Here is a 20360-nt window from a genome sequence, read left to right as displayed (position 1 = left end):
ACAAAGGAACAGTTGAATTCCTCGCAATGACGGTTTTAGATAAGTAGTCATCCTCATCTCATACCACTTGGTGACATGAGAGTCTATCTTCCAAATCTTTTTTTCTATTTTCCTCGCAATGGTTTGGCTTTCCATACGATTAAAAATACAACAATAGCCTTTAAAATATCTCCCCCGATAAAGGGTAGAAATCCGGTTTTTAAGGTATATCCAAATGAAATTTGCGCTTGTACAATGAATTTCATAATCACCCACAAATAAACAAGTCCGGGTATGTATGGTAAACTTACCGCGGCAAAACTCAAAAAAAGTAAATAATAAAAACTTGCTTTTCTTCTTTTTTGTACCATCCAGGAAAACAAAGGAGAAAGAAATAAATAACCCAGGAGGAAACCAAAGGTAGGTTTTAAGATGTAACTGGGGCCACCATAAGGTGGAGTGGCAAATACCGGAACACCCATTAATCCTAATAGAATATAAATCATCCATCCGAAACCATTTTCAAGGGGTGTAAATACAAGAGTTCCCAATACATAAATTCCCGGAAGCAGGCTAAATGGGACGATCGCCGAACCAAATCGAATCAATTGGGTTGTGACCACTGCAATTGCACATAAAAAAGCACTCCTTACGAGATTACGAGGAGAAAGATTCACCGTGTTTCTCCCCCATCGGACCCGAAGTTCAATTGTGTCTGAGTTTTATTATTCGAAGCTATTGAAACTTCGCCCCAGGATAATCGATGTCTTTCTTCCTCGCGAATCACCCAAAGCCCTCCATTTTCATCAATTCTTTCTGCTCGAGCCTGATATCTCTTTCCCTGTTTTTCGTAGGTTACTAAACGTCCCAATACCATGGAACGTCTAGTGTACTCTTCAAGCAGGTGTTGTATTTTGTTATTATTTATCCAATTACAATACCAAGAAGAAAAAATTGTTAAAAATTCCTGCAGAAATAAATCGGTAGCAATTTCTTTTTTCCCTTCTATGAAAAGAGAAGTTGCTATTTCTCGAAGTTTTTGAGGAAAGTTATCTTTTTTGACGTTTATATTTACACCAACACCGGCAATTACCCATTGTAATCGATCAGATCGAACAGCATTTTCTAATAAAATTCCGGCTATTTTTTTCTCATTCAAATAAACATCGTTAGGCCATTTAAGTTGCGGATGAAAGCCCAGTTTTTCCATGGCCTGTGCCAAGCTTAAACCAAGAATTAAAGCAAGTTGTGGACAATGTTCGGCATTCTTATTCACCGGCCTGAGCAACAAAGAAAAAGTTAAACATTCCCTGGGGACCGAGAGCCAGCGTTTTCCACCCCTGCCCCTCCCAGCGGTTTGTTGATCGGCCACTACCAACAATTCTTTAGTTTCCCCCTGCTCAGCAAATTGACGAGCTAATTGATTTGTCGAATCAACTGTAGAATAATAAAGAATTTGAAAGTTTGGATACGATTTCACCTAATTCACCGCTTTGTAATTTTCGAATTTATTTATAAGCCTGTCTTTATTTTACAGAAAAATTTTGTACTATTCATTCAAATATACTTACCTTCATACAACCTGGTCTTTTCCCCCCACAACGAAGATAAAAGCAAGCTTTGTAACACCTAAAATCTATCTTTTGTGGTGAAAAAAGGTGGGTTTGTAAGTAATATAAAAGTTGGATGATTGTCGTTAGTCGTTTTTCATTGTGTTAAGATCATTCGCTGGCTTTATTTGTCTCGGGTAAAATGGTTGGTTTGGATTTCAATACGGTTTGAAAAAAATTAATCCCACCTACAATCAGTGGAAAATAAAATGTTATTATCCTCCATAAAATTACAAATATTCCGATTCGTTGAACTGCTGTATAGGACACAAAAACCGATGCAATTGATGCCTCAACACCACCACTGGAACCAGGTGTAGGCATTAAAGAAAAAATGTAATTAAGCGGAATTTGTATGCCGATAACTTTAATTGGATGTACCAATATCCCCAGAGACCATAAAACCCAAAAAGCCACCATAAATATTGCTATGTAGCGTAAATTATAAAAAAGAAGATTCCAAGCTAAATATTGAGGTTTTTTAAGAAATAGAATTGAAAATCCTCTACGAAAGTCATCAAAAAATTCCTCAACCCAGGCTCGAACCGCTGCCTCAGAAAACTTTGCCTTTCGGAAGTATCGCTTTACAAAGTTAATCCCCCAATTGGTGAGACGGTACAGAACTTGAGGACGGTATAGAAAGTAAAACAACAAGAACATGATGATCGAGTAGAATATTGCAAAGGTATAGAGCAGCTTAAGAAGAATGCCTTGTAAGGCAACTCGAATATCAAAGAGAAAAATAAAGACAACAATTAAAAGAAGGAGGCTGACTTGATAGAGGATACCACAGACTACTACTAAGCTTCCGGCTTCACCCCAGGTAAGGCCCGAACGGCCAAGAACATACATTTGGGCAGGGCCTCCGCCTATCATAAATGGTGTAATTGAAGACATAAAATATGCCGAAAGAACTGATCGGAGAGAATCACGAAAAAGTATGGCTTTCCCCCATGCTCGAACTGTTATAAAAATTCTTAGTGCATCAAAAATCCAGGCTCCTATCATGCAAAGCGCACCGGCAATCAGGGGTATTATTTTAAATGACAAGTCTGGCACGGTAGTTTCTCGATAGGAAAAATATGAAAAAATAAAAACCATCGTTCCTAAACTTATAACAATTGAGTAGCAGATTTTTTTGGTTATTTTATTCTTTTCAAAGGTCGGTTTGATTTTCACCTTATTTTCCTTTTTTATAGAACAAATACCCACTAATTAAAATTCTTAATCGTTCTTTTCTTCCCTTGGTAATTGAGAACAATATTTTTCAACCGTAGGTTTTTTCGTACCGGTAATGATTCGAAAAAAAGCATATCCTCCTAGAAAGAGTGGAAAATAAAATGTAGCAATTCGCCATAATAAAATATACATCCCTACCCTTTGGGGTCCAGCGAAACGAAGAAAAACTGAAGTCACTGTGAGCTCTACCCCACCACTAGCTCCCGGAGTAGGAATAAAACCAAATATATAGTACAGTGGAATTTGGGCGCTGATAACTCTTAAATAGGGAGAATTCACCCCTAAGGCCTTAAGAATGCAAAACCCTACTGAGAAAAATAGTATAAAATAAATAATGTAACAGCCAAGATTCCAAGCTAAATATTGAGGTTTTTTAAGAAATAGAATTGAAAATCCTCTACGAAAGTCATCAAAAAATTCCTCAACCCAGGCTCGAACCGCTGCCTCAGAAAACTTTGCCTTTCGGAAGTATCGCTTTACAAAGTTAATCCCCCAATTGGTGAGACGGTACAGAACTTGAGGACGGTATAGAAAGTAAAACAACAAGAACATGATGATCGAGTAGAATATTGCAAAGGTATAGAGCAGCTTAAGAAGAATGCCTTGTAAGGCAACTCGAATATCAAAGAGAAAAATAAAGACAACAATTAAAAGAAGGAGGCTGACTTGATAGAGGATACCACAGACTACTACTAAGCTTCCGGCTTCACCCCAGGTAAGGCCCGAACGGCCAAGAACATACATTTGGGCAGGCGTACCCCCGGTAGCCGATGGAGTAATAGTTGACATAAAATACCCGGAAAGGACTGTTTTTAGTGCCTGTCCAAAAGTAATTGTCTTGTTCCAAGCTCTCGAGCTGAGATACACTCGCACAGCGTCAACAATCCAGGCCAATATTAGAAATATGATCCCACATACTAACCATTCCACGCGAAAAACCGACAGGTCAATTGAAATCCCTCGAAAGGAAATAATCGAGAAAATAAAAATTGTAGTCCCTAAGCTGATTAAAATAGATAAGATAATCTGTTTTCTAAGCTTACTAGGTTCATACTGTTCGTGTTCATACATCAAGCCGCTTCTTCTCTTATGGTTTTCCATATCAGCATAAGTCCTCGTTTTATAGTAGTATCAAACAGTTAAAATAAATTTTTAAGTTTCCCTTTTGGCACCGGTGGAATAAAAGTTTATTCATAATCGATGCCCTCAACACCTCTCCTTAGCAAAAGAGATGCGCTTTTTTGGTGTTTTTATGTCTTAAATTGCTTTCACTTTTCACTTATTTTGCTTTGGCTATCAGTGAATTTCCTACATAGAACAGAACGATTATACAACAAATTCGAAAAAGGTATATTATCATAAAACTCGTGGTTTCTTTTTTTAAAAAGGGCTTTTAAAGCATCCATATTATTATTGAAAACAAACTACAAACCAAAACTCCTACATAAGTAGAAAACCGAATGACGATGAGAGCTTCATCAATGCGCGCCGGAATCAGTTCTATAAGTGGCTCTCCTAAAAATGGGTATTCTTCGCGTTTGCCCCCATAATAATTAGCGCCTCCTAATTGAACACCTAAGGCACCGGCCAAAGCGCTTTCGGGCCAACCGGCATTTGGGCTCGGATGCTTTCTTGCGTCACGCAAGGAATATTGGAAAACCCCCTTCCAAAATTTACCCAAAATCATGGCGGAAATCCCAATCATAACAACACTGAGCCGAGAGGGGATAATGTTCATCAAATCATCAAATCGAGCAGAAGCAAAACCAAAAAAGTAATACCGGGAATTTTTATATCCCAGCATTGAATCCAAAGTATTAGAAATTTTATAAATTAATCCACCCAAAGCACCAAAAAGAGCGGTGTAAAATAGCGGAGCTAGAATTCCGTCACTAAAGCTTTCGGCAAGCGATTCTATCCCGGCACGAACTATTTCTTTCTCGGAAAAATGTTCGGTATCTCTCCCCACCAAGTGCTTTAATCTCTGACGAGCTCCCTCAATATTGTCTTGCTCCAATGCTAGCTTCACATTGTTTACTCTTTTTATTAATGTCCGATATGCTGTAAAGCTAAAAATTAAATATATTTCTAACGCCCAGAAGGCTAACGAAAGGTATTGCCTCAACCATCGGCTAAGAAAATAATACAGTATCCCCATCCCTCCAGCCATGAGAATAACCAATATAAAACCCATAAAAAATTCACGTTTAAAGTTTCTTTTCTTCGGAAAAAGCAACCTTTCCAGGCTATTGATTATCTTGCCGATAAGAACTACTGGATGCCATTTTCCCTGAGGATCTCCAAATAATCCATCAAGAGCAAAGCCGCATATTAATCGAATTGCATTCAGCATCATAAATCCTCATGGTTAATAATCCCCGTTACTTGGAAAAATCCCGAATCATCACGAACTTTTATTATCACTCCGGGGTTCAGTAATAAATGAAAACTATTTTCAAAAGTCATCCCGGTTAGAAGAACCAACAAACATCGAATAACACCAGCATGGGTTACAACTAAATAGTTACCGTTGTTTTTATCTTGAAGTGTTTGCCAAAACCTTTTTACTCTAAGCAAAACATCTGCAAAGCTTTCTCCCAGTGGGGGGGTAAATTCCAAGGGGCTTTCCTTCCACTTTTTGATTTGATTGGGAAATTCTTGCTCAAGTAGTTCCCAGTTCTTTCCCTCCCACTCGCCAAAAGATCTTTCTTTAATGTCCTCGGTGTATTGAATCGAATAATTAGAATTTACAACTATCTGAGCTGTCTGTCGTGTCCGGATGAGGGGGCTTGACCAAATTTCCAAATACTCATAATTTTTTAGAATTTCTTTTGCCGCTTTTATCCTTTTCTCACCTTTTTTGGTAAGTGGGAGGTCGCTCCAACCAGCGAAGTAATGGTTCTCAGTCGCATCGGTATCTCCATGTCTTAAAAAAATAATTTCCTTCATATATTCATCACCCTTGCTCCTCCGGAAATGACTTTATTATAAAAAACGTCTGCTTTTTCATTTCTCAAAGCTTCCTTTGCTCGTTGAAGCATTTTCTTCGGAGGATATACCCGAGTATCAAAAAGAATCCCAAAAGCCTTTCCTGTATGGGCTCGGTTTATGCCTAATCCACCGATAGAAGAACAGATTTCAATTAGTTTTTCATAAATAGGTTCTGGAAAAAATGACTGAGCAATCCAACTGCTCAGAGTCGCTGCTCTCCCCAAAAGGGATAAATCGTTTTCCTCTAGACCCCGCTGAGCACAACCAAAAGCCTCTGAGAGATCCTTTTGGTACTTTTCCCATTGAGCTCTCATTCTCCTACGGTCCACCGAGAGAGTATCGAGAACACCGGGCAATTCTACGCCTACTACTCCCAAATATCTAGGAACTGGAAAACGTACCAAAATTGATCCATCCAGGTGGTCAAAAATACACATTTTTGAAAAAAAAATACCATCCGAAGGTTCGATCTTTAAAGCAATCCGAGCAATGTCCTCTTCATACAAATCCCGCTCCACAAGAAGTGCCAAAGCTGCTATAAGGGCAGCAATGTCCGCGGTACTTGAAGCATATCCTTTTCCTTCTGGAATTGAGTGGCACCTTCGAAACACAATTTTTTCCGCTATTCTACTCAATCCCCATTCTTGAAGAATTAGCTCCATGGCACGTTTGCTCTTCCAAAGCTCTTGCATGTGTTCCCTGCTTTTTGGATCAACCCTTTCAACCAAATCAACTTCTATTTCTGAGAAACGGTCAATGGTCAAAGATATGAGTACTTCCTTGCCTTCCCAGGTTCCTTGAACTAATTCTCCCATACTACCCGGACACCATGCGCGTTTCATTCCTGTTTATATCCTCCCTAAATATAAAAAAAGGGTTTCAACAAGCTCTATAATTGCTCCTACAGCATCACCACTAAGTCCCCGAAAACCTCTTTCCATCATTTTACTGAATAACCAGCCAACAAAAAAAATCAAGGCTGCTTTGAAAGGATAGTAATGCCACCCCAAAAACCAGGGAAACAGCATTATAACCCCAAGCCAAGTCCCCATTACCCACCTTGGGATCTGACCAATAAATTCTTCTCCAAGACTCTTTTTCTCTTGACGAAAGGGATGGAAAAGCCCTCCAATTATTAAAGCAGCGGTTCTTCCTGCCATTGGGGCAATGATTAAATAAATTGGTAGAAAATTTCCCCCCAGTACTATTACCTTAAAGCTTAATAATAGAAATATTCCAGTTACACCAAAAGTTCCAAGATGACTATCTTTGAGAATTTCTCGCCTTCTTTTCAGGTCCTGAGTTGAAAAAAGCGCATCACAAACATCAGCCCATCCATCAAGATGCAATCCTCGAGTTAAAACTAATGAGGTAGCGACTAACACCAAAGCGATTAACCAATTCCCAGCGTTGACAAACCGAAGGAGATAATATAATCCATAGCTGAATGCTCCTACTAACCCTCCAACAATAGGGAAAAAAACAGCTGCTCGGGAAAGATCTCCGTTTTGATAATTAAATTTTGGGACCGGAATGCAAGTTAAAAAACTCATGGCAACAAACCAATAATGCCAAATCTTTGGTTTAATCGCGGAACGGCTAGATTCCATTATATCTCTCCCTTTATCTTCACTGGAATGCCGGCAACTACTAAGTAGACCTGGTTAACTTTAGTTGCCAACCATTGGTTAACGCGACCTTGGAGATCACGAAAGGTTCTCGCCAGAGGGTATTCAGGCACAATCCCCATTCCCGTCTCATTACTCACCATTAAAAAGTAAAAACCCTCTCGTTGTTGTTTTTCAAAAAGATAAATGAATTCATTAAGAAGTTGGTGATAGGCTGCTTCTTCTTTGTCTTCTCGTAATAACAGATTGTTAACCAGAAATGTAACGCAATCCAGCAAAATTGCCTTTCCAGTCCAGTTTTCATCGATATGACTGAAACCATAGGGAGTCTCTCTGGTTAACCACGATTGAGGACGAGAATTCCGATGCTTTTGAACTCTTTCCTTCATTTCCATATCGGTAACCACTCCGGTTGCTAAATAAATTACTGGTAAGCCACTATCTCGAGCCATTTGATGCGCAAGAGAACTTTTTCCGCTCCGGGCTCCTCCCAAGATCAGAACTGTTTTTTTATAAGGTTCGGGCATATTCATTTATCACCTGAATTAATTTTATATTCTCTTCGTGAGTCCGAACTGAAAACCGGAAAAAATCATTAGACATTCCCCAAAAATCACCCAAAAAGCGCACAATGAGCTTTTGGTTTTGAAGGAAAGAATAGAAGCAACTTGTCTGGGCTTTGATTCTTATCGTATAAAAATTTACTACTGAAGGTTGAAGTTCAAAAAGGTTAAAGAGTTTCCCTAGGCTCTCTTCAATATATCGTTTTTCATTACGTAGTTCCTGCAACGTAAGGGAATGAAATTCACCAAGATCGATACTGGCAAGCAAATCTAAAGTTACAGCCAAAAGCGTATTTATACTCCAGGGTTCAAGAGCCATTTTCCACTCCTCAACCAATGATGGGTTAGCCACTATAAAGCCTCCCCTCAATCCAGCTAAGGAATAATATTTTGTAAGAGAGCGGATGATGATTAAGGTTTGGTCCTCACCGTTCAATTGTGGTAAAAAAGAAGTTTTTTCCTGAATAAACTCTTGAAATGCTTCATCAACCAACAATGCCACCTTTTTCTCTCGACACCAATGGTATAAAATGAGCCTTTCCTTTTTTGAAAGACATTGACCTAAGGGATTACCAGGATTCCCTAATACGATTAGATCCGGGCTTTCCCTTTCTATACGAGACATTATGCTATGGAATCCTTCTCGGAACAAAAGATTACTATGGATTACTGTTTTTCCTTCTAAATTAAAAGCACGAGCATATTCAGTAAAACATGGCTCTATAACAAAGATTTTTTTAGCCTGATGACGACGGGCGATAAAATAAATACCCTGGGTTGCGCCATTGAAGGGAAGAATCAGGTTTTGATCCAAATTATAAAGCAGGGCTATCCTTTTTTGATAAAATTCCCAATCAAGAGGGGGATAATAGGAAACATACCGAAACCAATCATTCCAGTGTTCCTTTAATATTTGAGGCGGACCCCACGGATTTAAGTTAACACTGAAATCCACCGGGGATTTGCCTCTCAATTCCATCTCTATTAGTCGACCACCATGGATGGGTACGTTCATCATTCAACCAGTGCAAATGAGGAGATTAAATCACCTTTGTACAATCTTACCAGGGTTACGCCCCGGGTTGCACGTCCTTGAACTGAAACTTCATTGCAATTGATTCGAATTAGGGTGCCATTTTGCGATGATATCAATATCTCTTCCTGTCCAGAAACTAGCTGAACTCCAATAACTTCGTTTTCTGGTTGGCCAAACTTCATTAAGATAATGCCCTTCCCGCCTCGGTGGTGGACAGGAAAGTTCTGCATTTTTACTCGCTTACCCATGCCCTTAGAGGAAATAATCAATAGATCTAATTTATGTTTGAGAGATGAAGCACCGACAACCCGGTCCTTCGCTCGAAGCGTTATTCCTTTTACCCCTCGACTAACTCTCCCCATTGAGCGAACCTCTTCCTCAGAAAAGGAAATTCCATAACCCTTCGCTGTAGCAATCAGAACTTTTTCCTTTCCATTGGTTACAAATACTGTTGAGAGCTCATCGCCATCATCGAGATTAATTGCTCTTATTCCTCTTCTGGTGATAGAAACATACTCAAGGAGATCGCTCTTTTTAACGATACCCCGCGATGTAACAAAAAATAAGTACTTTCCTTCGCCAAAATCCTTGAGGGGTATCATATTAATCACTTGTTCTCCGTCTTCGAGTTGGAGTAAATTTACTAAATGGATTCCCTTGGCTTGGCGCTGCATTTCAACCAGTTGATAAGCAGGAAGCTGGAATACCCGTCCCCGACTGGTAAAAAATAGAATTTTGTGAAGAGTCGTTGTAACCGCAATTTGACTAACCAAATCTTCCTCTTTAGTTGTAATACCAGTTACCCCTCGACCGCCTCGTCCTTGACGCCGATAGGAAGAAAGGAGAACTCTTTTGACATAACCATCACGAGTAAGGGTAATAACAATATCCTCTTCAGCAATAAGATCGGTTAAATCAAGAGGCTCCGCTTCATCAACAATACGGGTTCGACGAGCGTCGCCAAACCTTCTTTTTACATCTAAAAGCTCTCTTTTTATTAAGTTCAAAAGGCTCTTTTCATGGGTTAATATATCTTTCAGAGAAGCAATTCTTTTCTCTAATTCCTTATATTCCTCTTGGATCTTTTCCCTTTCCAAGGCCACCAACCGTTGAAGTCTCATTTCTAAAATTGCTTGTGCCTGAGGATCGGAAAACTGAAATTGCTGAATTAAACGATCTTTTGCTTCGGATACATTTTGAGAAGATCGAATAGTATGAATTACCTCGTCTATCCTATCTAATGCCCGAAGGAATCCCTCTAAAATATGAATTCTATCTTCGGCATTTTTCAATTCATACTTACTACGCCGAGTCACCACTTCTTTTCGATAATCGATAAAATGACGAAGAACATCAGGCACGCCCATTACTTCCGGTCGTCCATTAATCAGCGCTAAAAGAATAACTCCAAAGGTAGTTTGAAGAGCGGTTCGACGATAAAGGTAATTCAAAACAAAGTTTGGATTCATGGCATTTTTTTTCAGTTCCAGAACCACCCTAATACCGTCTCGGTCTGATTCATCACGAACTTCACTAACATCAGTGATTTTTTTGTCCATAATGAGTCGAGCAATTTCCTCAACCAACGAAGCTTTGTTGACTTGATAAGGAATTTCACGAATTATTATTGCTTTTCTATGTCGGTCTAAATCTTCAATTCGGGCGTCTCCCCGCAATATTAATTTTCCTCGTCCTTCTCTAAAGTAATCATGAATACCTTCAGTTCCAACTATTAATCCATAAGTAGGAAAATCCGGTCCGGGAATATATTCCATTAACTCCCTCCAAGTTGACTGAGGGTGATCAATAAGATATATAGTGGCATCGATTATCTCCGAAAGGTTATGAGGAGGAATGTTGGTTGCCATTCCAACTGCTATGCCGGTTGCACCATTGGCTAAAAGTTGAGGAAAGTTTGCTGGTAAAACTATCGGTTCCTGCATTGACTCATCAAAATTTGGTATAAAGTCGACAGTGTTTTTTTCGATATCAAACAACATTTCTTCGGCAATCAGGTTCATTCTTACTTCAGTATATCTCATGGCTGCTGGTGGATCGCCATCGATCGATCCAAAATTTCCGTGCCCATCAACCAAAGAGTAACGATAGGTAAAAGGTTGGGCCATTCGAACTAAGGTATCATATATAGCCATATCACCATGAGGATGATACTTTCCCAGAACATCGCCAACAATTCGAGCGCTTTTTTTGTATGGTAAATTGTGCCTATTACCCATTTCATTCATTGCAAACAGAATTCGGCGTTGTACGGGTTTCAGCCCATCTCGAGCATCAGGCAATGCCCTTCCAACAATAACGCTCATAGCATAATTTAAATAAGCATCTTTCATTTCATCTTTTACGTCTACAGGAATAATATTCCCCTTATCTTCCGGCATTTAATTCCTCCAAGATTATCTCTTTGAATTATATGTCTATGTTAACTACTTCATGAGCATGCTCACGGATAAACTCACGACGTGGATCAACAGCATCTCCCATTAAAATGCTAAATATTTCCTCAGCTTCAATACCATCCTCAATAGAAACCTGCTTGAGAGTTCTAGTTTTGGGATCCATCGCTGTTTCCCAGAGCTGTTCTGGATTCATTTCTCCTAAGCCTTTATAGCGTTGAATAGTGTATTTTTTGTTTTTAAAGTCTTTTAATATTTTTTCTAATTCTTTATCACTATAAGCATAAGCATCTTTTTTATTATCCCTTATTCGATAGAGCGGTGGAAGGGCAATATAAATTTTTCCATTTTCTATGAGTGGCTTCATGTATCGGTAAAAAAAGGTTAACAATAAAGTACGGATATGGGCACCATCTACATCAGCATCGGTCATAATTATCACTTTGTAGTAGCGTAATTTATCAATGACAAAGTCAAATCCAATTCCACATCCTAAGGCAGCAACAATGTTGCGGATTTCAGCGTTGGAAAGAATTTTATGAAGGTTTGCCTTCTCAACGTTGAGAATTTTCCCCCTTAGGGGTAGAATTGCCTGGAAACGGCGATCTCTTCCTTGTTTTGCTGAGCCTCCTGCCGAATCTCCCTCAACTATAAATATTTCCGATTCCTTGGGATCCCGACTTGAACAATCCGCTAATTTCCCAGGGAGACTGGATGAGTCGATGCTGTTCTTTTTTCGAGCTAATTCGCGGGCTTTACGAGCAGCTTCACGGGCTCTTGCCGCTTGAATTATTTTTTCGCATATAGCTTTAGCCACATCAGGATTTTCTTCTAAGAAGGAAGAAAGATAGCTATATGTAATTTCCTCCACAATACCTTTAACCTCTATGTTTCCAAGCTTGGTTTTAGTCTGCCCTTCAAACTGTGGTTCAGGGACAAGAACACTAATTACTGCACATAGCCCCTCTCGAATGTCGTTTCCGGTCGGCATTTCCTCTTTTTCTTTTATAAGCTGATAACGTTCTATGTATTCTGAGAATGATCTATTTATCGCCAACTTGAAACCGCTTACGTGACTACCACCTTCTATGGTATTAATATTATTGGTAAAAGAAATAAGGTTTTCCAAGTAGCTGTCGTTATATTGAAAAGCAACCTCAACTTTTACTTCATCCTTTTCACCTTTAAGAAAAATTGGATCGTTATGTACAACGTTTTTACCTCGGTTCAAATAGCTAACAAGAGACTTTATTCCACCGTGATAACAATACTCTTTTTCTTTTTCGTTACGTTCATCTTTTAAACAAATTTTTAGACCTTCATTGAGAAAGGCTAGTTCTTTTAACCTTTGAGCTAAAATATCAAAGTGAAAATTGCGATCTGGGAATATTTCGGGGTCGGGAAGAAAACGAATTACCGTTCCTGTGTGGTTAGTAAGACCGGCATCGACCAAATCATTTATCGGTTTACCCCGCTCATACCTTTGTCGCCAAATTTTTTGGTTTTGGTGGATTTCTACCTCCAACCATTCTGATAAAGCATTTACAACGGATACTCCCACCCCGTGGAGACCGCCGGATATTTTATAGGAGTATCGATCAAACTTCCCTCCAGCATGGAGTTTGGTGAGGACTACCTCTACTGCTGAACGGCCAACCTTTTGATGAACACCAACTGGAATTCCTCTCCCATTATCCTGCACCATCACACTGCCTTCTTTTTGAATTGTTACAATTATCTCATCACAATATCCCATTAATGCTTCATCCACACTATTGTCAACAACTTCAAACACAAGATGGTGGAGGCCTTCTACTGATGTATTCCCAATATACATGGATGGTCGTTTTCTAACTGCCTCTAAACCTTCTAAAACCTGTATCTGCTCTGCTCCATAGTTTTTTATATCATTTTTTCTTGGTTCTTCCAAAATCTTTCACCTCATAAATCATTGGTATTATAGATCAGTCGTCTTTTCGATAAAGGGAAAATAAATTTAATTTTTCTATTTTTTCCCTATCCCACGGATTTTTACTTTTTTTACCATTAATCCTTTTTCCTGATAGATTCTGCAAATGTCCGGTATTAATTTTTGCACTTCAAGATTGAATATTGGATCGGTTATACTTAAAAATAAAACACCATTACGATAGCCCTCACACTGGCAGAGCTGGTTTAAATTCGGAAAAAATTCACCAAATAATTCTATAAGTTGGTGAATTTTAATTGTCTCGACTAAGCCCTCTTTCTCTAAGTATTCCTCTAAAATCTCGCCGAGCAAAGTTGGTTTTCCCCAGAAAAAACGAACCACTCGGTTATTCATTACATTTCCCCATTATAATTTTTCCTTTTTCAACATTTAACACTGTTACTCGATTTTTTCGTTTTCTTGCCCAATCATCATTTTCTTGGGTCGTGGATATGAACACTTGCCCTTGGTTTAAGATTTCTTCTAACAATAGATCTTGGTGAGATTGATCAAGCTCAGAAAAAACATCGTCAAAAATCATAATTACTTTGCTTTTCTTGATTAATTGTATCACAGACATCTCAGCTAATTTAATTGATAAAGCAAGAGATTTTTTCTCTCCTTGGGATCCAAAGGTTCGAAACTCCCGTCCATTCTTCTCAAAAACTATTTCATCACGATGCGGTCCAATAATAGTAATCTCTCTTTCTCTTTCTTCTTCCTTAACCATTTCGAAGCCTTTTTCCATATGGATTCCCCCCTCGTTATCCAAGTGATATCCAAACGGTTGGTATCTGAGTGTAAGCGATTGGTTGTTCATTCCTAAACGATAATAAAACTCCTTAATTAAAGGGGTGTAGAGTCTCAAATATTCGAGTCTTCCCTGAATAATCTTCTTTCCAACATGAATGAGTTTTTCTGTATAGGTTTCAATTAAATCATCACTTGCATGCTCACGGAGTAAATAATTTCTACGTGATAGTAATCCCTCATACTGTTTTACCAAGGCAGCATGAGCGGAATATATAAACCCTATTGCCTCGTCTATATATTCTCTCCTGTTTTGTGGTGGACCCGCTACGATTTCATGGTCACTGGGGAAATAACCGACTAACCAAATACCTCGCCTTCCTGATCCGGGATGACCGTTTATTTTCCATTCTTTTTTTTGACCTGGTTGTATTGACACTTCCTTCCAGAAGTAGGTTCCGTCCTCCCCAACCTTAGCTCCTAGATAACTATAACTTTCTCCCCAGGTGACCATCTCCTGGTCTTTTGCTCTTCTAAATGAGCGACCTCTTGATAAAAAATATATCGCTTCCAAGAGATTGGTTTTTCCTTGAGCATTTTTTCCCTGTAAAATAATTAAGTGGTTGGAGAAACTTAAGTTTAATTTTTCCAGATTTCTCCAATTAATACATTTTAATTCTTGAATCAACATGCCCTATTCTTCTTCTCTAACTTTTAGTGGCATGATTAAATGTCGGAATTCGTCATTATCGCCAAATATCAAAACTGGTGCCACTTCACCATTAATACCAATGGAAATATTTTCCCATGGTGCAACTCGAATACAATCAATTAAAAAACGTGAATTAAATGCTATGTTAACAGCTTGTCCTTCTATGGTAATTTCCATTTCTTCTTTTGCTATTCCCATTCCCTGGCTTTCACAGGTCATCATCAATTTTCTATTGTTAAATTGTAAATAAATCGTTTCTTCTTCTGGTGTTGTAACTAATGCGGCTCTTTCTATTCCCTCGAGGAAAGTTTTTCGATTCATAGTTACAGTTGTTGTAAACTCGGTTGGCAAAACTGACTCATACTCAGGAAATTCTCCCTCAATAAGTCGACTATATATTGTTACTGTATCCATATCGAACATAATTTCCCCTTGACCAGGAATAACATCAACTCTTTCTCCCACCATCGCTCTCATGATTGCCGCTGCTACTTTCGAAGGCACAATAAATCGTATCTTTTCTTCCACTAAATCGTTTATTTTTTCTATTTTATGCATACTCAACCTATGACCATCGGTTGCTGCTAAATACAAAAATGATTCTTTTCCTTCTATAAGAACACCAGTGAGTGGACCACGAGTTTCATCGTTTGATGCCGCAAAAGCTGTTCGGTTATAACCAGTTCGAAGCTGTTCACTCTTGACAGTAAAATATTTATCTTTTTGAAAAGGAGGAAATACCGGAAAATTTTCCGGTGGGTAACCGGTTAACTTAAAAATACTCTTGCCACACCTTAACTCAGTGACCATACTATCTGACAGTGAATTTATTGTTACCGTTTCTCCCACCATTCCCCTCGCTATTCCAATTAACAATTTACCAGGGAGTACAATACTGGCACTTTCTTCCACCTGAGCCTGACACTTTGCAATAATACCCATTTCCATGTCATTTGATAATATCTTAATCGTTTCTTTATTTTCAGCCTCAATTAATAACCCAGTTAAAACAGGAATAGAACTGCGAGAGGGAACACAAACCGAAACATGATCAATCGCCTTCTTTAAGTCTTTTAAACTAACTGTAGCTTTCATGGATTTATCCCCCTGTTCGATAGTTGTCCACAATAATCTTATTACTATTACTACTCTTTTTATTTATTTAAAAAAATAGAAGGAGTAGTAGTAGAGAAAAAATCTGTGGATATCTCTCCTTTTTCCTATAACTTTGACAAAAACAATGATAAAAGATTAGGTTTTATTTTGTGAAGTGATTGTGGAAGGAATGTGATTAACTTCCTTCTCGCTGTATTTTTTCTATTATTCCACTGATTTCTTGTGAAAGCTGTGGATTATTTTCCATGTCAGTTTTAATTTTTTCATAAGCATGAAGAACAGTTGTATGATCTCTCCCACCAAACTCTTCTCCAATAGCCGGGAGGGAATAACTGGTCAGGGAGCGGGTGATGTACATGGCTATCTGCCTCGGAAAGGCTACTTCCCTGGTTCTCTTCTTAGCTCGCATTAGTCCTGGTTTTATTGAGTAATGTTCTGACACGACCCTCTGGATAGTGCTCACACTGATTTTCTTAGCAACAGTTTTTGGGAGGATATCTTTTAATATTTCCTCAGCTATCTCAGGATTAGGACTGATTTGATTCAAAGTGCAATAAGCCTTAATACGAACCAGAGCACCTTCTAATTCTCTAATGTTTGAGGGAATGCGATCAGCAATAAAAAGAATAACTTCATCAGGGATATCAATATGTTCAGTTTCCGCCTTTTTCCTGAGTATAGCAATACGCGTCTCTAAGTCTGGGGGTTGGATGTCGGCCAACAATCCCCATTCAAAACGAGAACGTAATCGATCTTCAAGAGTAGGTATTTCCTTTGGTGGACGATCGCTGGTAAGAACAATTTGCTTTAAAGCATCATGGAGAGTATTAAAAGTATGAAAAAATTCTTCTTGAGTTCTCTCTTTGCCGGCTAAAAATTGAATATCATCAATAAGAAGAACGTCAACATTACGGTATTTTTGACGAAAATCCTCAGTCTTATCGTCCCTTATGGAATTGATTAACTCATTGGTGAATTTTTCAGAAGAGGAATAGACAATACGAGCTGATTGATTTTTTTTTAATACCTGGTGCCCAATTGCGTGCATTAAGTGTGTTTTTCCTAAACCGACTCCTCCATAGATGAAAAGAGGATTGTACGATTTAGCAGGGCTTTCTGCCACGGCAACCGCAGCAGCGTGGGCAAACTTATTACTATTACCGACAACAAAAGAAGAAAAACTATAACGAGGGTTAAGGTTGGGCTTTTCCCAATCGCTAGATTGAGAAACAAGAATAGGAGTAGGATTTTGAGAAATTGGAGGATAATTATCCACAGAAAGTATAACTTTCAAGTCTGAAATATCTTTCCCAACGGTTTTTGAAAAAGAAAAGCGAAGTAAATCCAAATATTTCTGTTCGACCTTCTCCCGTGCCAAGCCGGAAGGAACACTAAGAATTAATTCATTGTCACGAAAGGAAATAGGATGAATTGTTTCAATCCAAGCTGCATATTCTGGAACCGATAATTGCTTTTCCAAATAAGAGATGGTTTTTATCCACAACCCATCTAATGTGCTTGATACATCATTCATAAAAAGCCACCCCAACTTATTTAATTGTAATTCACAAGGATATCCACAAGGAATTCTAACCCCCTGGATGAGGGCAATAGAAAATTGCAAAAGCGCATGACAAGGGGTTATATGAGTAAGAAGAGAACAATAAAATGTTTTTTTTAAAATTTTACTCTCGCCCTATTAAACCATAAAGGAAGGCTTCTTGGCAAGTTATCCACAAGTTGTTAACAGGTGTGGATAACTTTATTGTTATAACTTTTCCCTTGGTGTTGAATAGTATATCATGAGGAAGCTATTTATCGAAAAATTGAATAGATGATAAATGAGGATAAAAACTTGAGGAAATCGACTTTTCCACAGATAAAACCAAGATATTCACAGATTCTTGTGGATATATACTCTTCAACTAAAAAAGGGACCAGTGGTGACTTTTAATGTTACCCTATTTTTCTCCCATCAAGCACTGATGCTCCTTAGAAGGGAAAAAAATTAAATATTGAAAGCGTTTTGGAAAAATTCCCCTCATAGAAAAAACAACCTTATCCTTTTGCTGCGCCTTGAGTGAGCCCACCAACCAATTGCTTTTGTACAAATAGAAAGAGAATAAAAACCGGAATACAGATGAGAACCGAGGCGGCCATAAGGTTTCCCCAATTGGTTTCATATTGACCAACAAAGTCGAATATACCAACCGGAAGAGTTCTTTTGTCTTGGCTGGTTATGAAAGTTAGAGCAAACATAAATTCCTGCCACGTAAGGAAAAGAATATAGGCAGCAGTTGCGCCAACACCAGGTCGTATCAATGGAACGACTATTTTCCAGAAAGCTTGAAGCTGCGAACAACCATCGATTTGAGCCGCCTCCTCCAGTTCTTTTGGAATACCAGCAAAGAATCCTCTTAACAACCAAACTCCAACCGGCACCGAAAAGGCAAGGTACCCAATGATGAGCGACGAAAAGGTGTCAATAAGGCCTGCCTGACTCATGATTCGGTAGAGAGGAACAATGATGGCTGCAAGTGGAAATAGTTGGCTAAGCAGGAGAAGATTGAAGAAAAAATTTTTTCCGGGGAATTGTAATCGAGCATATCCATAAGAAGAAAAAAGAGCAACGAAAATAACAATAGCGGTCGTTCCCAGGGAAACCGAAAAGCTATTTATAAAATAACGAACAAACATTGATCCCTTACCAAAAACGTGGAGATAGTTTTCTCCGGTTGGACGTTTTGGAATTAAATAAGGTGGGGAAGTAAACTGTTCATCCGGTGCCTTAAGAGACATGGAAAGCATAACTGAAAAAGGAAAAAGAACGAAAATTAAAAGCAGGATCACCTGAACAGCAGTAATAATGTGTTCGCTCAAATGTGTTTTCATTGTTCCATCCTCTTCTGGCGCTGGCTGAGCCAAACATAAAATAAGCTGAATATAAGAAGAAATAAGAAATCAAAAATAGCGAACCTTGAAGCATCACCAAAACGGAATCTTTTGAAAGCCAAGTCATAGACGTAGGTAGGGAAAATATGGGTACTTTCCGCTGGACCACCGCCAGTCATAACATAAATCAACTCGAAATAATTAAATGTCCAAATAAAGGTAAGCAAAAAAGTGATGGTGATGATTGGTTGCATAGAAGGGAGCGTGACATAAAAAAACTGTTTCCATTTTCCCGCGCCATCAATATTGGCAGCCTCATAGAGTTCAGCAGGTACTCCTTGTAAACCAGCTAAATACATGAGCATGGAAAAAGGAAAACCCTTCCAGATTGCCGAGAATATCACGGCATAGATTGCGGAACCGGGAATGCTAAGCCAAGTTAAATACTGGTCAATAAGCCCTAGACTTTTCAAATAATGATTGAGAAGACCGAGCTGAGGATCATAAATTAGCCTCCAAACCATACCAGCAACCACTCCGGGCATAACCCAAGGGAGAATCATAATGCCCCGTACCAGAGAACGACCCCAAAAAGGCTTGTTTAAAACGATTGCTGACCCTAACCCTAAAAGGAGTTGGAAAAATACGACCAGAATTGTCCAAATAATCGAATTTTTAAAAACCAACGGTAACATTTTATTGCCAAAGAGCTTATTATAGGCAGTCCAACCAAGATAACGAGTGGAGGTTAGAGACATATCGCTCAAGCTATAAGTTAGAGTAAGAAATAACGGATAAATAACCAGAATGATTAATAGAATTATTGATGGCAGGGTGAAAGAATACCCGGCAAGCCATTCTTTTTTCATGAGGCAATCCTCCCGATAGCAACCTTATAAGGGTTTAAAACCATCGAAACCAGCAATATTCTGTATGATTACCTATCATCATACCTGAAGCTGAAAAAGCGAATCATATTCCAAAAAATTGAAAAAAAAGAACAACAATTTCATAGTTGAAGCATAAAATTCTAAAAAAATGAATAAAAGTGGTTCTGGGTAAAGAAAAACTTTACCCAGAACCGTGATTACCTTTTAGTTGGTACCGTAGTAATCGGCAAGAAGAGCATTTATTTCTTCAGTTGCTGTTTTCAGTGCACTATCAACGTCACTGGTACCAGTGAGAATTGCAGTAGTTGCATTTCTTTGTATTTCAGCGAGATCTGGATATTTTGGGAAAATTGGTCGGTAAAGAGCCTGAGTTAATTGTTGAAAAATAACATCAGAGAACTTTCGTTTGTTGGTTAAGAAAGATTTGGCAGCTTCAATGTTAGCGGGGGTAAGCGAAGAAACTTTTTCGTTGACCTCCTTACTGGTCCAATATTCGATGAATTTCCAAGCCGCGTCTTTGTTGGGAGCGTTTTTATAGATAACCATGTTCCAACCACCAAAAGTCCCAATT

The 20360-nt window shown here is 38.6% G+C and carries 19 protein-coding genes; all 19 read right to left on the bottom strand.

Annotation, left to right across the window (positions count from 1 at the left end; all coding sequences use genetic code 11):
• Nucleotides 1–104 precede the first annotated feature (104 nt).
• On the bottom strand, nucleotides 105–656 hold the full coding sequence (locus PLK24_RS01180; RefSeq protein ID WP_324475868.1) for a biotin transporter BioY: 552 nt from the start codon (nucleotides 654–656) through the stop codon (nucleotides 105–107).
• Entirely contained in the window at nucleotides 653–1459 is an 807-nt protein-coding gene (locus tag PLK24_RS01175) for a biotin--[acetyl-CoA-carboxylase] ligase (RefSeq protein WP_324475867.1), read from the bottom strand. The genes PLK24_RS01180 and PLK24_RS01175 overlap by 4 nt, the downstream gene beginning before the upstream one ends.
• Nucleotides 1460–1700: 241 nt before the next feature.
• The gene (locus PLK24_RS01170; RefSeq protein WP_324475866.1) at nucleotides 1701–2768 is read right to left on the bottom strand and encodes a lysylphosphatidylglycerol synthase transmembrane domain-containing protein; all 1068 of its coding nucleotides are present in this window, start codon (nucleotides 2766–2768) and stop codon (nucleotides 1701–1703) included.
• A 45-nt stretch (nucleotides 2769–2813) separates the two neighbouring features.
• Nucleotides 2814–3929 (bottom strand): lysylphosphatidylglycerol synthase transmembrane domain-containing protein, encoded by a 1116-nt coding sequence (locus PLK24_RS01165; RefSeq protein ID WP_324475865.1) that lies wholly within the window; start codon nucleotides 3927–3929, stop codon nucleotides 2814–2816.
• 292 nt (nucleotides 3930–4221) lie between these two features.
• A complete protein-coding gene (cbiB, locus tag PLK24_RS01160; protein WP_324475864.1) occupies nucleotides 4222–5184 on the bottom strand; it encodes an adenosylcobinamide-phosphate synthase CbiB in 963 nt (320 codons plus the stop codon).
• Nucleotides 5181–5777 carry a histidine phosphatase family protein gene (locus PLK24_RS01155; RefSeq protein ID WP_324475863.1) on the bottom strand — a complete coding sequence of 199 codons (597 nt, stop codon included), beginning with the start codon at nucleotides 5775–5777 and terminating at the stop codon, nucleotides 5181–5183. Before PLK24_RS01155 ends, cbiB begins: the two co-directional genes overlap by 4 nt.
• Nucleotides 5774–6661: a GHMP family kinase ATP-binding protein gene (locus PLK24_RS01150; protein ID WP_324475862.1), complete on the bottom strand. Its 888-nt coding sequence runs from the start codon at nucleotides 6659–6661 to the stop codon at nucleotides 5774–5776. The genes PLK24_RS01155 and PLK24_RS01150 overlap by 4 nt, the downstream gene beginning before the upstream one ends.
• Nucleotides 6662–6667: 6 nt before the next feature.
• The gene (cobS, locus tag PLK24_RS01145; protein ID WP_324475861.1) at nucleotides 6668–7429 is read right to left on the bottom strand and encodes an adenosylcobinamide-GDP ribazoletransferase; all 762 of its coding nucleotides are present in this window, start codon (nucleotides 7427–7429) and stop codon (nucleotides 6668–6670) included.
• Nucleotides 7429–7974 carry a bifunctional adenosylcobinamide kinase/adenosylcobinamide-phosphate guanylyltransferase gene (gene cobU / locus PLK24_RS01140; RefSeq protein ID WP_324475860.1) on the bottom strand — a complete coding sequence of 182 codons (546 nt, stop codon included), beginning with the start codon at nucleotides 7972–7974 and terminating at the stop codon, nucleotides 7429–7431. The genes cobS and cobU overlap by 1 nt, the downstream gene beginning before the upstream one ends.
• Nucleotides 7958–8965, bottom strand: a complete 1008-nt coding sequence (locus PLK24_RS01135; RefSeq protein ID WP_324475859.1) for a pyridoxal phosphate-dependent aminotransferase — start codon at nucleotides 8963–8965, stop codon at nucleotides 7958–7960. The genes cobU and PLK24_RS01135 overlap by 17 nt, the downstream gene beginning before the upstream one ends.
• Nucleotides 8966–9024: 59 nt before the next feature.
• Nucleotides 9025–11445: a DNA gyrase subunit A gene (gene gyrA, locus PLK24_RS01130; RefSeq protein ID WP_324475858.1), complete on the bottom strand. Its 2421-nt coding sequence runs from the start codon at nucleotides 11443–11445 to the stop codon at nucleotides 9025–9027.
• A gap of 28 nt (nucleotides 11446–11473) precedes the next feature.
• A complete protein-coding gene (gene gyrB / locus PLK24_RS01125) occupies nucleotides 11474–13390 on the bottom strand; it encodes a DNA topoisomerase (ATP-hydrolyzing) subunit B (protein ID WP_324475856.1) in 1917 nt (638 codons plus the stop codon).
• 75 nt (nucleotides 13391–13465) lie between these two features.
• On the bottom strand, nucleotides 13466–13783 hold the full coding sequence (locus PLK24_RS01120; protein ID WP_324475855.1) for a DciA family protein: 318 nt from the start codon (nucleotides 13781–13783) through the stop codon (nucleotides 13466–13468).
• Nucleotides 13776–14870, bottom strand: a complete 1095-nt coding sequence (gene recF, locus PLK24_RS01115; protein ID WP_324475854.1) for a DNA replication/repair protein RecF — start codon at nucleotides 14868–14870, stop codon at nucleotides 13776–13778. The genes PLK24_RS01120 and recF overlap by 8 nt, the downstream gene beginning before the upstream one ends.
• Before the next feature lie 3 nt (nucleotides 14871–14873).
• Nucleotides 14874–15986, bottom strand: coding sequence for a DNA polymerase III subunit beta (dnaN, locus tag PLK24_RS01110; RefSeq protein ID WP_324475853.1), 1113 nt, complete (start codon nucleotides 15984–15986; stop codon nucleotides 14874–14876).
• 196 nt (nucleotides 15987–16182) lie between these two features.
• Nucleotides 16183–17541 (bottom strand): chromosomal replication initiator protein DnaA, encoded by a 1359-nt coding sequence (dnaA, locus tag PLK24_RS01105; protein ID WP_324475852.1) that lies wholly within the window; start codon nucleotides 17539–17541, stop codon nucleotides 16183–16185.
• Between the two features lie 524 nt (nucleotides 17542–18065).
• Nucleotides 18066–18899, bottom strand: a complete 834-nt coding sequence (locus PLK24_RS01100; protein ID WP_324475850.1) for a carbohydrate ABC transporter permease — start codon at nucleotides 18897–18899, stop codon at nucleotides 18066–18068.
• Nucleotides 18896–19768, bottom strand: a complete 873-nt coding sequence (locus PLK24_RS01095) for a carbohydrate ABC transporter permease (RefSeq protein ID WP_324475849.1) — start codon at nucleotides 19766–19768, stop codon at nucleotides 18896–18898. The genes PLK24_RS01100 and PLK24_RS01095 overlap by 4 nt, the downstream gene beginning before the upstream one ends.
• A 225-nt stretch (nucleotides 19769–19993) precedes the next feature.
• The coding region (locus PLK24_RS01090) for an extracellular solute-binding protein (RefSeq protein ID WP_324475848.1) at nucleotides 19994–20360 on the bottom strand (367 nt) is incomplete at its 5' end.

Source organism: Atribacter sp. (assembly GCF_035418125.1).
GTDB lineage: Bacteria > Atribacterota > Atribacteria > Atribacterales > Atribacteraceae > Atribacter > Atribacter allofermentans.
Note: the sequence above shows the minus strand (reverse complement) of the source record. Positions and strands in the feature narration are given on the sequence as shown.

What these genes read in the sequence shown, in the direction of transcription:
- PLK24_RS01165 (WP_324475865.1), bottom strand. Translation starts at nt 3,929, where the DNA reads ATGGAAAACCATAAGAGAAGAAGCGGCTTGATGTATGAACACGAACAG.
- cbiB (WP_324475864.1), bottom strand. Translation starts at nt 5,184, where the DNA reads ATGATGCTGAATGCAATTCGATTAATATGCGGCTTTGCTCTTGATGGA.
- PLK24_RS01155 (WP_324475863.1), bottom strand. Translation starts at nt 5,777, where the DNA reads ATGAAGGAAATTATTTTTTTAAGACATGGAGATACCGATGCGACTGAG.
- PLK24_RS01150 (WP_324475862.1), bottom strand. Translation starts at nt 6,661, where the DNA reads ATGAAACGCGCATGGTGTCCGGGTAGTATGGGAGAATTAGTTCAAGGA.
- cobS (WP_324475861.1), bottom strand. Translation starts at nt 7,429, where the DNA reads ATGGAATCTAGCCGTTCCGCGATTAAACCAAAGATTTGGCATTATTGG.
- cobU (WP_324475860.1), bottom strand. Translation starts at nt 7,974, where the DNA reads ATGCCCGAACCTTATAAAAAAACAGTTCTGATCTTGGGAGGAGCCCGG.
- gyrA (WP_324475858.1), bottom strand. Translation starts at nt 11,445, where the DNA reads ATGCCGGAAGATAAGGGGAATATTATTCCTGTAGACGTAAAAGATGAA.
- PLK24_RS01120 (WP_324475855.1), bottom strand. Translation starts at nt 13,783, where the DNA reads ATGAATAACCGAGTGGTTCGTTTTTTCTGGGGAAAACCAACTTTGCTC.
- recF (WP_324475854.1), bottom strand. Translation starts at nt 14,870, where the DNA reads ATGTTGATTCAAGAATTAAAATGTATTAATTGGAGAAATCTGGAAAAA.
- dnaN (WP_324475853.1), bottom strand. Translation starts at nt 15,986, where the DNA reads ATGAAAGCTACAGTTAGTTTAAAAGACTTAAAGAAGGCGATTGATCAT.
- dnaA (WP_324475852.1), bottom strand. Translation starts at nt 17,541, where the DNA reads ATGAATGATGTATCAAGCACATTAGATGGGTTGTGGATAAAAACCATC.
- PLK24_RS01100 (WP_324475850.1), bottom strand. Translation starts at nt 18,899, where the DNA reads ATGAAAACACATTTGAGCGAACACATTATTACTGCTGTTCAGGTGATC.
- PLK24_RS01095 (WP_324475849.1), bottom strand. Translation starts at nt 19,768, where the DNA reads ATGAAAAAAGAATGGCTTGCCGGGTATTCTTTCACCCTGCCATCAATA.